The organism is Winogradskyella eckloniae, from assembly GCF_013249045.1.
In the GTDB taxonomy this organism is placed as follows: domain Bacteria; phylum Bacteroidota; class Bacteroidia; order Flavobacteriales; family Flavobacteriaceae; genus Winogradskyella; species Winogradskyella eckloniae.
In genome coordinates this window covers 100,662-115,963 of record NZ_JABRWP010000003.1, presented here as the reverse complement: position 1 = coordinate 115,963, position 15,302 = coordinate 100,662, and the positions used below count along the sequence as shown (strand labels likewise).

General features: G+C 32.4%; 15 protein-coding genes. 5 read left to right on the top strand and 10 right to left on the bottom strand.

Annotated features, from left to right (window positions below):
- Positions 1 to 70 precede the first annotated feature (70 nt).
- Genes pyrF through prfA form a run of 3 tightly spaced genes read right to left on the bottom strand, consistent with a single transcriptional unit; the run spans position 71 to position 2,660 of the window.
- Positions 71 to 883 carry an orotidine-5'-phosphate decarboxylase gene (gene pyrF / locus HNV08_RS05865; protein ID WP_173280243.1) on the bottom strand — a complete coding sequence of 271 codons (813 nt, stop codon included), beginning with the start codon at positions 881 to 883 and terminating at the stop codon, positions 71 to 73.
- Positions 884 to 1,555: a signal peptidase I gene (gene lepB / locus HNV08_RS05860; protein ID WP_173280242.1), complete on the bottom strand. Its 672-nt coding sequence runs from the start codon at positions 1,553 to 1,555 to the stop codon at positions 884 to 886.
- Positions 1,556 to 1,583: 28 nt separating this feature from the next.
- Positions 1,584 to 2,660, bottom strand: a complete 1,077-nt coding sequence (gene prfA, locus HNV08_RS05855; protein WP_173280241.1) for a peptide chain release factor 1 — start codon at positions 2,658 to 2,660, stop codon at positions 1,584 to 1,586.
- A 119-nt stretch (positions 2,661 to 2,779) separates the two neighbouring features.
- Between prfA and HNV08_RS05850 the strand changes: the two genes are divergently transcribed.
- Together HNV08_RS05850 and HNV08_RS05845 are read left to right on the top strand one after the other, a co-directional pair.
- Complete coding sequence (locus HNV08_RS05850) at positions 2,780 to 3,067, top strand: hypothetical protein (protein ID WP_173280240.1); 288 nt, start codon at positions 2,780 to 2,782, stop codon at positions 3,065 to 3,067.
- 62 nt (positions 3,068 to 3,129) lie between these two features.
- The gene (locus tag HNV08_RS05845; protein WP_173280239.1) at positions 3,130 to 3,786 is read left to right on the top strand and encodes an ATP-binding cassette domain-containing protein; all 657 of its coding nucleotides are present in this window, start codon (positions 3,130 to 3,132) and stop codon (positions 3,784 to 3,786) included.
- Here the strand turns inward: HNV08_RS05845 and HNV08_RS05840 are convergent.
- The 6 genes from HNV08_RS05840 to HNV08_RS05815 all read right to left on the bottom strand — a co-directional run bounded on the left by HNV08_RS05840 (position 3,783) and on the right by HNV08_RS05815 (position 10,204).
- A complete protein-coding gene (locus HNV08_RS05840; RefSeq protein WP_173280238.1) occupies positions 3,783 to 4,499 on the bottom strand; it encodes a hypothetical protein in 717 nt (238 codons plus the stop codon). The two genes, HNV08_RS05845 and HNV08_RS05840, sit on opposite strands and share 4 nt — an antisense overlap.
- 71 nt (positions 4,500 to 4,570) lie before the next feature.
- Positions 4,571 to 5,575, bottom strand: coding sequence for a DUF3078 domain-containing protein (locus HNV08_RS05835; protein ID WP_173280237.1), 1,005 nt, complete (start codon positions 5,573 to 5,575; stop codon positions 4,571 to 4,573).
- 20 nt (positions 5,576 to 5,595) lie between these two features.
- Positions 5,596 to 6,774 (bottom strand): AIR synthase related protein, encoded by a 1,179-nt coding sequence (locus tag HNV08_RS05830; RefSeq protein ID WP_173280236.1) that lies wholly within the window; start codon positions 6,772 to 6,774, stop codon positions 5,596 to 5,598.
- Between the two features lie 44 nt (positions 6,775 to 6,818).
- Positions 6,819 to 7,451 carry a Curli production assembly/transport component CsgG gene (locus HNV08_RS05825; RefSeq protein WP_194241979.1) on the bottom strand — a complete coding sequence of 211 codons (633 nt, stop codon included), beginning with the start codon at positions 7,449 to 7,451 and terminating at the stop codon, positions 6,819 to 6,821.
- A gap of 223 nt (positions 7,452 to 7,674) precedes the next feature.
- On the bottom strand, positions 7,675 to 7,812 hold the full coding sequence (locus HNV08_RS05820) for a hypothetical protein (RefSeq protein ID WP_173280235.1): 138 nt from the start codon (positions 7,810 to 7,812) through the stop codon (positions 7,675 to 7,677).
- A gap of 205 nt (positions 7,813 to 8,017) precedes the next feature.
- The gene (locus tag HNV08_RS05815; RefSeq protein ID WP_173280234.1) at positions 8,018 to 10,204 is read right to left on the bottom strand and encodes a glutamine synthetase III family protein; all 2,187 of its coding nucleotides are present in this window, start codon (positions 10,202 to 10,204) and stop codon (positions 8,018 to 8,020) included.
- 172 nt (positions 10,205 to 10,376) lie between these two features.
- On the opposite strand from HNV08_RS05815, the gene HNV08_RS05810 reads away from it, so the two are divergent.
- A complete protein-coding gene (locus HNV08_RS05810) occupies positions 10,377 to 11,402 on the top strand; it encodes a glutamine synthetase beta-grasp domain-containing protein (protein ID WP_173280233.1) in 1,026 nt (341 codons plus the stop codon).
- A gap of 60 nt (positions 11,403 to 11,462) precedes the next feature.
- On the opposite strand, the gene HNV08_RS05805 is transcribed toward HNV08_RS05810, so the two are convergent.
- Positions 11,463 to 12,413 (bottom strand): calcium/sodium antiporter, encoded by a 951-nt coding sequence (locus HNV08_RS05805; protein WP_173280232.1) that lies wholly within the window; start codon positions 12,411 to 12,413, stop codon positions 11,463 to 11,465.
- A 167-nt stretch (positions 12,414 to 12,580) separates the two neighbouring features.
- Here HNV08_RS05805 and HNV08_RS05800 point away from each other — a divergent pair, with 167 nt between their 5' ends.
- Both HNV08_RS05800 and HNV08_RS05795 read left to right on the top strand, forming a co-directional pair.
- Complete coding sequence (locus tag HNV08_RS05800; RefSeq protein ID WP_173280231.1) at positions 12,581 to 12,937, top strand: BlaI/MecI/CopY family transcriptional regulator; 357 nt, start codon at positions 12,581 to 12,583, stop codon at positions 12,935 to 12,937.
- 4 nt (positions 12,938 to 12,941) lie between these two features.
- Positions 12,942 to 15,281, top strand: a complete 2,340-nt coding sequence (locus HNV08_RS05795; protein WP_173280230.1) for a M56 family metallopeptidase — start codon at positions 12,942 to 12,944, stop codon at positions 15,279 to 15,281.
- Positions 15,282 to 15,302: the final 21 nt, after the last annotated feature.

The following is a 15,302-nucleotide window of genomic DNA, read 5'->3' as shown; positions in this document are numbered from 1 at the left end:
ACTTAACTCAACTATATTAAGCCGTCTTACCCTTTATTATTTTAAAATACAGTCAAAAATAGGCACTAGGCTAACGTAGCACCTCTGCCATTTGCGATTGCATTTTTTTTGCTTCTTTTGCCGCTGATTGTGCAAAATTTTCATCATTTGAAGCATATATAATTCCTCTTGAAGAATTGATTAACAAACCAACAGCATCATTTAAACCATATTTACAAACTGCTTTGAGATCGCCTCCTTGCGCACCAACGCCAGGTACTAATAAAAAACTATCTGGAATTATATTTCTTATTTCTCCTAAAAATTCAGCTTTAGTTGCACCAACAACGTACATTAAATTTTTAGAATTTTCCCAAGATTTAGATGTTTCTAGAACCTCCTTATATAATTCTACACCATCTACCATTTTAGTCTGAAAATCAAAAGCACCTTGGTTAGAGGTTAAGGCTAAAAGAATAGTATGTTTATCTTTAAACGCTAAAAAAGGTTCTACCGAATCTTTTCCCATATAAGGCGCAACCGTAACACTATCAAACCCTAAGTCATCAAAAAACGCTTTAGCATACATAGAACTCGTATTCCCAATATCACCTCGTTTAGCATCTGCAATGGTGTAAATATCAGGATGGTTTTCGTTGAGATAGTTAATTGTTTTCTCTAAGGCTTGCCAACCTTTTATTCCGTACGCTTCATAAAACGCTGTATTGGGCTTGTAGGCAACACAAAGATGATGCGTTGCATCTATTATAGCTTTATTAAACGCAAAAATAGGGTCGTCTTCTTGCAATAAATGTTTCGGAATCTTATTTAAATCAACGTCTAATCCTATACAAAGAAAGGATTTCTTTTTATTAATTTGGTTGGTGAGTTGTTGTGTTGTCATTTAAAAATTAATTAAAACTGTACCTAATATATGCGCTTCATTTACAAATCCTCTATACCTAGAATCATAAGAATTATCTCTATTATCGCCTGAAAAAAAGTACTTTCCTTCTGGGATTATAATGGGTCCAAAATTATTAAAATTCCAATCAGGATGGTTAACAAAAATGGCTTTTGATAGATTTTTACTACCTGAGTAATTATATCTTTCTAATTTCACCGGAAGTGTTTTCACAAACGAATCATCTAAAAAAACTCTAACTGTATCTGCACTATAGTGCGAAATTAACTCTGGATTTACAACATTATTTTTTACATACCTATCATAATCTTGAGGTAACATCTTATACAGAAATCTTAAATCAAGCGCTTCATCAATATGTTTTCCATTGACAAAATAATACCCATTCTTACATTCTAATGTATCTGCCGGAATCGCAATTAATCGTTTCACTATTGTCCAACCATCCAAACTATCTGAATATTTAAAATAGGCAAAGTCTAATCGTTTTGGTGCTATTAAACTAGAACCTAAAATTGTAGTTCCAACTTTTAAATTTGGTTCGCTCGAAGTTGAACTTATACTATACGTCCTAATGACTCCAGACCATCTAAACAACATCACGAAGATTATAAATGCTGCTATGAGAAATATGATTTTTTTCTTGTCCATAAAAAAAGCCTCAAAAAGAGGCTTAGGTTTATATTACATCATCACTAGCTTTTAACAACTCTGTGTTTTCTGCCAACATTAATTCGTCTATTATTTTTTGAATATCACCATTAATGATATTAGATAAATCGTAAAGCGTTAAACCAATTCTGTGATCTGTTACACGACCTTGTGGATAATTATACGTTCTAATCTTAGCAGATCTATCTCCAGAACTCACCATACTTTTACGTTTTTCAGAATCTGCGGCTTGTTGCTTCGCTAATTCTAAATCGTATAAACGCGATCGTAATACCTTTAAGGCTTTTTCTAAGTTTTTGTGAGACGATTTTTGATCTTGACAGCTCACAATCATGCCAGTTGGCTCGTGATGTAACTTAATAGCAGAATAGGTTGTATTTACCGACTGCCCACCAGGTCCTGTTGATGTGGTACGCTCTATACGTACTTCTGTCATATCCAATTCATAATCAAACTCCTCTGCTTCTGGTAAGACCATAACCGTTGCTGCACTTGTATGCACGCGACCTTGAGTTTCGGTTTGTGGCACACGTTGTACACGGTGAACACCAGCTTCAAATTTTAAAGTTCCATAAACATCTTCACCAGAAACTTCAAAAATAATTTCTTTAAAACCTCCAGATGTTCCATCACTCTGACTTACAACATCTACACGCCAACCTTTATCACTACAGTATTTAGAATACATTCTGTACAAATCACCAGCAAATATACTGGCTTCGTCTCCACCTGTACCTGCACGTACTTCAACCACAACATTTTTAGCATCATCTGGATCTTTAGGAATTAGCATAAAACGAATTTCTTCTTCTAGCTTCTCTATCGTTTCCTTTGCTTCTTCCAATTGCATTTTTGCCATATCTACCATTTCGGCATCAGAACCATCTGCAATAATTTCTTCGGCTTCGGCAACATTATCTGTAGCTTCTTTATAAATCTCGCCTTTATCTACTATTAATTTTAGATCCTTGTATTCCTTCATCAGCTTGGTATAACGTTGCTGATCTGATATAATATCTGGTTGAATAATAAGGTCATTTACCTCATCAAAACGTTGTTTTATAATCTGTAATTTCTCTAACATGCTCTTCAAAAAATTGGAATTCAAAAATACGTTTTTTTATGGATTCTCTTGCTTCCATAAGAAGGACATTTTCAACATTTAAAAAATAAATTACATAAGAAGTACGTTTGTTAATTAACATGTATCGTTTCCTAGCTATACTCTCCTTTTACAAACCTTTTGTGGTTTGGTCGTTATTTGTAACGGTTGTTATCGCATTTTTTAATGCGCAAATCGCTCCTGTAATTGCTACAAAACTATTCCTTATGGTTTTTGTTTGGTATTACATGAGTGAAACTCACAACAAGCGAAAATTGACGTTCTACAAAAATTTAGGAATTTCGCCTTTAAAACTATTTTCGGTGATGTTTTTAATGGATTGTATATTAACCGTTGTCTATTTAAGTATTTTTAAAGAATTTACTTAGACCCAAAACGAATGTATATTGCGCAACACTATACCAAGCTAAAAAAATTATATACGAATTAAATGATTTTTGAACTCGATAATGTAGAACTTTACTTTAAAAACAAACGTATTTTAAACGGTATTTATCTTAAAGCTGAAACCGGCAAAGTAACAGGTCTTTTAGGCCTAAATGGCAGCGGAAAAAGTAGTTTGCTAAACATTGCTTTTGGCAATTTAAAACCGAAATACAAACTCATACGATTAGACCACAAACCACTTTTAAAACCTTTATATAGTACGGGAATTGCTAAATATTTACCACAATATAATTTTATTTCAGACGGATTTAAATTGTCCTTTATTTTTAAATTATACAACTTAGACTGGTCACTTTTCATAAACACCTTTAATGCGTTTGCTCTACATAAAAACTCTAAGTTTAAACTACTTTCTGGTGGAGAAAAACGTTTAATTGAAACTTATATTATACTAAAAACCAAGAGCAAAATTGTATTCCTAGACGAACCTTTTTCACACCTTGCGCCTCTTTATATTGAAACCGTAATACAACTTATTGAAGAAGAAAAAAAACATAAGGCTATTGTTATTACAGATCATATGTATCAACATATTATAGCGTCCTCAGACAGCATATACCTCTTAAAGAATGGCACTACTAAATTAATTAACAAACTTACAGAACTTGAAGACTACAACTACCTTAGTGCCTCAACCTAATTATATAAGTTTTTTCTAGACATTATTAAATCATTCTCTTTATTTGTAATGCTTTTAATAAGCAATACAAAACCTACTATATAAAGGATTCTATCTAAATAATATAAAGATGTCATCTCTACGTAGAGTGCCAATACATATAAAATATCAGAAAAAATAAATGCAAAGGTGGCAATCATAAACTGATTCGCTTTTTCTGTAATTATACTTATACTATAAATGGCTGCTAAAAACCCAATAATAAGCATAAAAACGCCTTCCATAATCATAAAAAAATACTGCTCTAAGCTAAATAAATTGGTTTTTATTAAATCTATAACCACATAGGTTAAATATATATTTAACAACGTTACGACTAAAATAGAAGCGTATACTGTTGCACTGATTTTTTTAAAATTCAATTGCGAAACCACATACATAATCATTAAAATATGCCTAATCATTCTTGCACTAGACAAAATGTTTGCAGATATAATGTTGTCGTAATTTATCGCACAAATATCTGGAATAACAAAAAAGACAAACAACAATAGGTGTAATAACTTTGGTCGCTTATTGGTCAAATAGATAAACACCGTTAAAAACAAAACGGAATCAAATAATCGTAAAATTCTACTAGAAAAATCATGATCTAAAAGGATCGCAATGAGGTTTATAAATATGAGGATGAGAATCCCAATTAGTTTAGAATGTTTTTGATTTAAAAATTCCATTAGTATTAAGTTTGAAGGTCTAAATATGGGTATATAATGACTGCATTAGTCTGTTAAAGGCGATTGGTATCTTAAGAATTATGGTTGGATTTAATAACGTTGTCTAAATCTACAACCACACCTACACCTAAAATTTGTTTCCATTGCAATTTTGGACCAACAATAACATTTTCTTCATTGGTCATTTCATTAGTTTCAACTTCAACTTTAATATCATTATCATATCTAAGATGCGAACCTAAAGACGCTTTTACAAACTTATTGACCTTCATATCAAAATTAAGCTCCCATTCTAAATCTATATTGCCAAAGCTGTTAATATAATCTGTGTAGAGTCTTAACAGGCTCGTTATTTTTATATTTTCAAAAACCTCTTGCTGGTATTGGTTAGTGAGTAAAATACCCAACTCTTGTTTTACCTTTTCCCCTTCTTTTAAAATATTTCCGTCTAAATCATATATCGCAGGATCCACACCAAATGCCCCTTTATTTGCTAAATCATCATCTAAAACAAAGGTTGTTTTTAAAGTAAAAGGCGACCCATAAAAAGAAAGACGCTCAATAAATCTACCATACTCCATACCTACTCCAAAAAACATATAACCAGGCGCTAAAAACTTAGAAATTGGCTCATCTCTATCAGGATAATTAAACCCTTTTGCCAATTGTGTATTGAAACTAAATTTTGAAGAATAAAACCAATTGCTTTTAGGATCTTTTTCTAAACCAACATTAGAAATTACTTCAATAGCATCATCTGTTTTTCTGAGACCTCTACCTTCTTGTTTATTTAATCCGTAATTAATATTAAAGTTAGAATTCCAAAACCATTTTTCTTGTTTGTATTTAGCAGATGCTTTACCAGTGATTATTCCTGAAATAGAATTAGTTCCTCCAGAATTCCAGTTTGTAAAAGAAACCTGATTGAGGTTAAGGCCTATTTCTTTTTGCGTTCGCCAACCCAACACAACTTGATCGTTTTTTTTCTTTTGAAAAAATAAGGTGTTTGGCTGGGCAAACCCAACACTAAAACATAAAACAAATACGCAAAAAATAAACCATGAATAGTTTTTCATGTCTAAAAATAATATAAAAATTAGTATGTAAATGTACCGTACTCACTTGTTATAGTTAACTTCTTTGTATCAGAAGCCTCTACTCTACCAATAATCTTAGCATCCACATTAAAGCTCTTAGAAATCTCAATTATCGCATTGGCTACGTCTGGCTTTACATATAATTCCATGCGGTGACCACAATTAAATACTTGGTACATTTCTTTCCAATCTGTTTTAGATTGTTCTTGTATGAGTTTGAATAACGGCGGAACCTTAAACATATTATCTTTTATAATATGAAGGTTATCAATAAAATGAAGAATTTTAGTTTGCGCTCCTCCACTACAATGTACCATTCCATGAATGGATTCGCTATTGTATTGGTCTAAAATGGCTTTAATAATTGGTGCATACGTGCGTGTTGGTGACAATACTAATTTACCTGCATCGATTGGCGCATCTTCTACAGTATCTGTCAGTTTTGTTTGGCCAGAGTATACCAAATCTTCTGGTACTGCAGCATCGTAACTTTCTGGGTATTTTTCGGCTAAATATTTCGAAAACACATCATGTCTCGCAGAGGTTAAGCCATTACTTCCCATGCCTCCATTGTATTGGGTTTCATAGGTCGCCTGACCGAATGATTCTAAACCAACAATGACATCTCCTTCTACGATATTAGCATTATCAATAACCTTATGGCGTTCCATACGTGCCGTAACTGTAGAGTCTACAATTATGGTTCTTACTAAATCGCCAACATCTGCTGTTTCGCCTCCTGTGGAATGAATGGTAACACCAAACGATTTTAAATCTTGTATTAATTCTTCAGTCCCATTTATAATCGCAGAAATAACTTCACCTGGAATTAAATTTTTATTCCTTCCTATTGTTGACGATAACATAATATGATCAGTAGCACCAACACAAAGCAGGTCATCAATATTCATAATTAACGCATCTTGAGCAATACCTTTCCACACAGAAATATCGCCTGTTTCTTTCCAATACATATAAGCTAGTGATGATTTTGTACCTGCACCATCCGCATGCATTATTAAACAAAAATCATCGTCGTTAGTTAAATAATCTGGAACAATTTTACAAAAGGCCTTAGGAAATAGACCTTTATCTATATGCTTTATAGCATTGTGAACATCTTCTTTAGAAGCAGAAACTCCTCTTTGCGCATATCTTTTACTTACCGAATTACTCATGATACCATTTATTTGTATTGGTACTGCAAAAGTAAGAATTGCGTTTAATTATAAGGAATGATTAGGTTGGAATTAATAACTGTTTTTAATTTTCTTTGATACATTTCTTTTTTCTTATTGCCTCCAAAATAAATATGTAGTCCTAAACCAACCCTTAAAAGCATATCATCTGTTGTGCCTTCTACCAAACCATCTAATGCATCTGTAAAGGTATAATTATATTCACCAAATAATTTTAGACCTATATTTGAAGTTACGATATACTCAATACCCAAACCTGCTTGTGCTTTCGTAGATGCAGATTCAAAGGAATTTGCCGTATTATAGCCTCCACCAGCATAAACGTATGGTGTGCATTTAGTGTAAGGGGTTAAAAGCAGTTCTAAATTAAGGTCATAAGACATAAAACCTTGGTTATAAACATCTTTAACCGCAATATTATATTTATTAAATATGAAGTTGACATTTAAATGACTAGAAATTATACATTTATAACCAAGTCTAAAATAGCTTTCTAACGCATATTCTGTATAGTCACCATCAATAAAGGTTGATCCTGCCGCTAAATCAATAGCATTTGCACCTCTAAAATCATAAAAAGCATATTTACGCGCATTAAATCTATCATTAGATTTAGATGGTTGCGCAAAAACAGATGAATTAGTAATTAGAGCCATTACTATACTTAGGAATATAGTATTGTATTTTGAACGCATAAACCTTATTTGTTAGAAATAAGTTTATCCCATTGCAGATTTTGAAGCGGTCGCAATATAGAAAAATATTAATCAAAAAAAGTGAAAAACTCAAAATTCTCTAACCAAAAAAAGGATAAAACCGCATCTCGATTTTATCCTCTATGTTAGTGGTAATAAATACCTTAGACCTATCTTAAACTGTTTAAGATTCCGCTTGAAGCGTCGATTGAAGGCTTACAACATCCTCTTTTGTCACTTGATTTAAATCCTCCGATTTATCTTGTGAAAGAACTAATGTTGCTCCAATAAGTATCGCTACACTAAGTAGTAACTTTTTCATTTTAAAAAATATTGATTAATAGCCCTACAAAAATACGACATAATCACTAATCTAAAATGACACCAATCAATAATTTAACAACTTTATGCTACCTTTTCGACAACTAGTTTAATGTCATCGACAAACGACATAAAAATAACAAAACACCTACGTAGATATACGAACAACACGCTAACAAAACCATGAAAAACAAGGTTTTAAGACCTTATTTAGTAAACAATAATTCTCTATATTTAGTTAAAGGCCATAGTTCATCGTCAATCATTATTTCTAATTTATCACAATGTTTCCTTATTTCCTCATAAAGCGGCTTTACCTTATTGCAGTAACCATCCGCTTTTTTATCCAAGTCAGATAATTTATTAATCGTTCTTCGGGTATCTATCATTTTTGTCACTAATGAATTTATAGCCTCAATGTGCTCAGAGATTTGTTCTATCAATGCTAATTGTTCTTTAGCGAATTCCTTAAATCGCTCTCCATAAATGTTTTTTAAGCCCGTAACATTTTCAATTAATATATTTTGATACTTAACAGCTGTTGGTACAACATGGTTTCTTGCAATATCGCCACTTACTCTACTTTCTATTTGAATGTGAAGGATATATTCTTCAATTTCAATTTCGTATCGTGCTTGAGATTCTACCGGATTTAAAACCCCTAATTGGTCAAATAATGCGATTGTAGCTTTTGACTTTTTAACTTTTAAAGCTTCAGGAGTGGTTTTGTTATTACTTAAACCACGTGCTTTTGCTTCTTTCTCCCAGTCTTTACTATAACCATTACCTTCAAACAATATATCTTTTGATTTCTTAATATATTCTCTTAAAACATTGAAAATAGCATCATCCTTTTTCATGCCTTTAGAATCAATTAGCACGTCAACTTCAATTTTAAAATCTAAAAGTTGTTGGGCAACAATAGAATTTAAAACTGTCATAGGATTAGCACAATTTGCAGTTGAGCCAACAGCTCTAAATTCAAACTTATTCCCAGTAAACGCAAAAGGAGACGTTCTGTTTCTATCTGTGTTATCCATTAATATTTCAGGAATTTTCCCAACAACATTAAGCTTAAGTTCTGTTTTTTCTTTTGGCGATAACTTTCCTTTAGTTACAGTTTCTAATTCATTTAATACTTTGGTTAATTGATCGCCAATAAATACCGATATAATAGCTGGAGGTGCTTCGTTAGCACCTAAACGATGGTCATTACTTGCAGATGCAATGGCTGCTCTCAACAATTCTTCGTGCGTTTGTACGGCAATAATCGTATTAATAAAGAACGTTAAAAATTGAAGATTACTCATAGGAGTTTTCCCTGGTGACAATAAATTAACACCTGTATTGGTTCTTAGACTCCAATTATTATGTTTGCCAGACCCATTAACTCCATCAAAAGGTTTTTCATGCATTAATACCGTAAAATCATGTCGCTTAGCTACTTTTTGCATAATATCCATTAATAATGAATTATGATCTACAGCTAAATTCGCCTCTTCATATATTGGCGCCAATTCAAATTGGTTTGGCGCAACTTCATTATGTCTGGTCTTTACAGGAATACCTAATAACATACATTCGTATTCTAGATCTTTCATGTAAGACATCGCTCGTGTAGGAATAGAACCAAAATAATGATCATCTAACTGCTGACCCTTTGCAGGAGAATGCCCAAAAAGTGTTCTTCCGGTAAGTAATATATCTGGTCTTGATGTAGCTAACGCTCTATCTATTAAAAAGTACTCTTGTTCCCATCCTAAAGAGGCCGTTACTTTTTTTACATTTTTATCAAAATACTTACAAATTGCAACCGCAGCACTATCTACCGCTTGCAATGCTCTTAGTAATGGTGTTTTATAATCTAAGGCCTCACCTGTATATGACACAAATACTGTAGGTATACATAATGTCCCTTCATAAATAAATGCTGGTGAAGTAGGATCCCAAGCCGTATATCCTCTGGCTTCAAATGTATTTCGTATGCCACCATTTGGAAAACTAGATGCATCAGGTTCTTGCTGTACTAACTGGCCACCACCAAATTTTTCAATGGCTATTCCATTTCCTATTGTTTCAAAAAAAGCATCATGCTTTTCTGCGGTTGCACCCGTTAAAGGTTGAAACCAATGCGTATAGTGCGTTACACCTTTAGTAATAGCCCACTCCTTCATACCTATAGCAATATGGTCTGCTATCTTTCGATCTATCTTGGCACCTTTCTTTACAGCTTCTGTAACACTCTTTAATCCTTCACCAGTTAAAAATTGGCGCATTGTAACTTCATTAAAGACGTGCATACCAAAGATTTCAGATTGTCTTTTATAGGCTTTATTTTTTTTAGGCTTGCGCTTTAAAGATGCTTTTACGGCATGAAATCTTAGCGTTGACATATTGATAAAATTTTAGTTCAAAAATACGAAATATTTAAAAATTCTTAAGCCACCCATAAAAAAATAGGGTACTCAATAATTTTTAACAACATTTCAACTAAAGTGCCCTATTTTTTTTGAGCGCACGAAAAAATTCGCAATATTTGTAACATTATATAAACAAAATTTCATTATGGCAAAAATTAAATTAGAATACCTTTGGTTAGATGGGTACTTTCCTACTCAGAATTTAAGAAGTAAAACTAAAGTAGAAGAGCACGAAAATTTCAAAGGAACATTAGAAGAATTAGGAATGTGGTCATTTGACGGATCATCGACTAGACAAGCTGAAGGTGGATCCTCTGATTGTTTATTAAAACCTGTAGCTATTTATCCAGATCCAGATAGAATTAATGGATACTTGGTTATGACTGAAGTTTTAAATGCCGATGGAACACCACACGTCTCTAATGGTAGAGCAACAATTGATGATGATGACAATGATTTCTGGTTTGGTTTTGAACAAGAATATTTCATCATGGATACAAAAACACAATTACCTTTAGGATTCCCAATTGGTGGATATCCTGCACCACAAGGTATGTATTACTGTTCAGTTGGTGGAAAAAACACACACGGAAGATCTTTAGTTGAAGAGCATGCTAACTTATGTATTGATGCTGGTTTAAACTTTGAAGGTATTAACCAAGAGGTTGCTTCTGGTCAATGGGAATTCCAATTATTTGCAAAAGGTGCAAAAAAAGCTGGTGATGAAATATGGGTAGCGCGCTATTTATTAGATCGTTTAACTGAAAAGTATGGCTACTATATTGAATACCACCCAAAACCATTAGGTAAAGATATGGACTGGAATGGTTCTGGTATGCACGCAAACTTCTCTAATGAAGTTTTAAGAACTTGCGGAAGTAAAGAAACTTACGAAAAAATCTGTGAGGCTTTTAGACCAGTTGTAAAAGAACATATTGCTGTTTATGGAGAATTTAATGATCAACGTTTAACAGGTGATCACGAAACAGCATCTATTAATGATTTTAGCTATGGTGTATCTGACAGAGGTGCTTCAATTCGTATTCCAATTATTACAGTTGAAAAAGGCTGGAAAGGTTGGTTAGAAGATAGAAGACCAGCTTCTAATGGTGACCCTTACAAAATAGCAGGTAGAATAATCAAAACGGTTAAGAGTGCTGATATCTCTTAATTAGTTATACTGACTTCAATAAAAAAAGGCTTGTGTTTATGCACAAGCTTTTTTTTATATCTATTTTAAAGATATATAAATGAAAACCAAATAAGCACCGAATAACAACATTCCTTTTAATCGCCCAATTTCAAAACGTTTAGGAATCATTATTAACGGAATTAAAATAGCTGCAAATGCAATCATCCACCAAATATTAGTAGACAGTATTTGTGGTGTATTAGGATTAACCATTATAGGCTTAATAATTGCAGTAAGACCTAAAACCGAAGCGATATTAAAAATATTCGAGCCTATTAGGTTTCCTAGAGACAAGGCTTTTTCTTTTTTTAAGGCAGCAATAACTGAGGCTGCTAATTCTGGCACACTGGTACCTATTGCAATGACCGTTACCGAAATAGCGTAATCACTAACACCAAGATCTTCTGCCAATTGTTTTGCTCCATTTACCAACCATTCTGAACCAAAATACAAACCAGCCGCACCTATAAGTAACCACATTGTAATTTTAAAATTAGAAACCGTTGCAAGGGTATCATCAACCTCCTCCATATTGGCCTTTGTGGTTTTTCTTGAACTTCTAATTAATACAATAAGAAATACGATTAAAGCAATAAAAATAATCACACCTTCCAAAGCACTTAAAACATTATCATTCCATAAAAAATAATATAAAACAAAGGACAACAGCATCATCATTGGCCAATTTAATTTATAAAATTCCTTATCTACTGCTAATGGCGAAATAATAGCCGTAATCCCTAAAACCAATCCAATATTGGCGATATTAGAACCTATAACGTTTCCTAGAGCAATATCAGAAACACCATCTAAAGCGGCTTGCAGACTTACTAATAACTCTGGAGCTGAAGTCGCAAACGATACCACAGTCATACCTATGACTAATTTTGATAATTTAAGTTTAAAACTTAATCCTACAGATGCCCTTACTAAAAAGTCGCCACCAACTACTAACAACGCTAAACCAGCAATAACATAAAATACACTCATTCTCTATTCTACTTTTTAATACCTTGATTTACTAAAGCAGCGAAGATACTATTTACTTTTTACAGATATATAAAACTAGATTTTTCGTTAAATAACTATTAAAATAGTTTTATAACTATAAAAACAGTTATACATTTGATTTATATGACAACCCATAAAAATGATTCATGCAGAAACTAACAAACAAGGAAGAAGAAATAATGCACATCCTATGGAAGCTTGAAAAAGCTTTCGTAAAAGATGTTTTAGCAGAAATTAAAGTTGACCAACCACACTACAATACACTTTCAACCATAATAAGAAATTTAGAAGAAAAAGGTTATGTAAGCTATAATGCTTATGGTAAAACGCATCAATACTTTCCTATTGTTTCAAAAGAGGACTACAAAACTAAATTTATGAATACTGCTATTGAAAACTACTTCAATAACTCCTATAAAAATGTAGTGTCCTTTTTCGCCAAAGAAGAAAAAATTAGTGTGGACGAGCTTAAAGAGATCATTAAATTAATTGAAAACAAATAATACTATGGAATATCTTTTAAAAGCATCTGCTGTTATCGCTATATTTTATTTGTGTTTTTTCCTAATACTAAAAAAGGAAACGTTTTTTCAACATAACCGGTTTTTTCTCTTAATCGGATTAGTCTTAGCAATCGTTTTCCCATTCATTGTCATTCCTATTTATATACCTGTTGAAGCCATAACATCGCAAACAACTGCACCTATATTAACAACATCTTCAAGTTTTGTCGCAACAGCTCCTACTGAAGTCGCATTTGATTGGCTTCAACTCATACCGCTTTTATACATTATAGGATTTACTGTATTTTTAGTACAATTTATTCTTCAGTTTGGATCATTAATTATACTTATTCTGAAAAATCCCAAACGGAAATCTCAGCGATTTACTTATGTCATTATTGATAATAAGATTTCGCCATTTTCATTTTTTAAATGGATTGTTTACAATCCTGAATCGTACAACAAAGAAGACCTTCAACTTATATTAACGCACGAAAAAGTCCATGCTCACGAATTCCACTCCATAGATATTCTGTTAACCCAAATCACTTGCGTAATCTTTTGGTTTAATCCTTTGATTTGGTTATACCGAAAAGAAGTAAGGCAAAATTTAGAATACATCGCTGATTCTAAAACAGAAATACATTCTAAAACCAAAAAGAAATATCAGCATTTATTACTAAAAACAGGTGTTACTAATCATGACATCTCATTAATTAATAATTTTTACAATTCATCCATCAAAAAACGAATTCTTATGTTAAACAAAACGAGATCAAACAAAACCAAGCAATGGAAATATCTATTGATTTTACCCCTTCTAGCGGGTTTACTAACGAGTATGAGTACCGAAAGGATTTATATTGATACTGTAAGTGCTATTCATGAAAAAGACTCCACGCTTGAATTTGTAGTCACAAAAACGACAACAGATCAAGAACTAAAAAGCATGTCTATAGCCATTAAACAAAAAGGTGGCACTTTAGTTTTTAGTCAAATAAAACGTAATGCTAACAATGAACTAATCAGTATTTTTTTAGAACTAAACAATCATAAATATGGTGGAGGAGATTCTAAAAGTACAATAGATCCTTTTATAATCTACAAAGAATTCTCTGGTTATGGAGGCGGCTATGTAGGTAGAATAAATGGTGCTACGATTCACTTTGATGAAGATGATAAAATCTATGATAAAACAATTTTAGATCAACTTACCAAACGCGCACACCAAGCAATTCTAAAGGCAGGAGTTTATACTGACGAGGAATTGAAAAATACGAGCGTACAACACACTAAAAATAAGACTCAGAAGCATTCACAAAAAGAGAAGCCAGCATCTCAAATCATCTCAGAATCTATAAAAGTGACGTTCACTAAAGACATGAATAACGAAAATTTAGACAGAATGACTAAGTTTTTAAAATTGCATAACGTTACAATGTCTATCAATAAAATAAAACGAAATAGCAATAACGAGATTACCAATATTGTTATTGAATTTATTACAAAACATGGATCAACTATCTATAAGAAAAAGGACCAAAACGGAATTGATCCTTTCTATTTTGAAATGAATGACGATGGCAGTTTTGGAGTTGGTACATCTCAAGACCAAAAAGATAGCATTAGCACCAACAGATTACAAACTTCAATGGTTCAAGAAAAGCAAAAAAACTCCACAAATGCTACCATAGACTCATTGCAAGTAAATGAAAGTTTAAAGGAACCAACTCAAATTTATTACGAGGACGTAAACTCCAACACAACTCAAATAGTAAAAAAAGAAAATAAAATTCTACAAACGCAACAACGTAGTATTGACAATATTCAGCTATCAAATAGCAAAAACCCTCAACCGCTTATTATAGTTAACAGCAAAGAAGCGCATTCAGATGCTCTAAAAAAACTAAACCCTAATGACATTGAAAGTGTCACTGTTCTGAAAGATGAAAAAGCCATAAAAGCGTATGGAGAAAAAGGTAGAAATGGTGTTGTCGTCATTAAATTAAAAAACAGCAATACTTGGTATTCAGATAGCGAAATAAAACGAATCACCTATACTGATTATGAAAACGACGCAAATAGTGGTACTTTATTTTACATTTCAAAACATTCAACCGATGCTAGTCTAGAAAACTATAAGACAGCACTCTCAAAGAAAGGTATCACAGTTAAATATTCAAAAGTAAAGCGAAACAAGTTAGATGAAATTACGAGTTTAAAAATTAGTATTTCAGACAATAATGGTTCAAAATCTAGTGGTAATTGGAAATCTAATAACGGAATTCCTAACATAGAAATTGGCATATCTGAAGAGTCATTGGTAGCAAGATCAATTGACTAATCTATAAAGTTTATACATAAT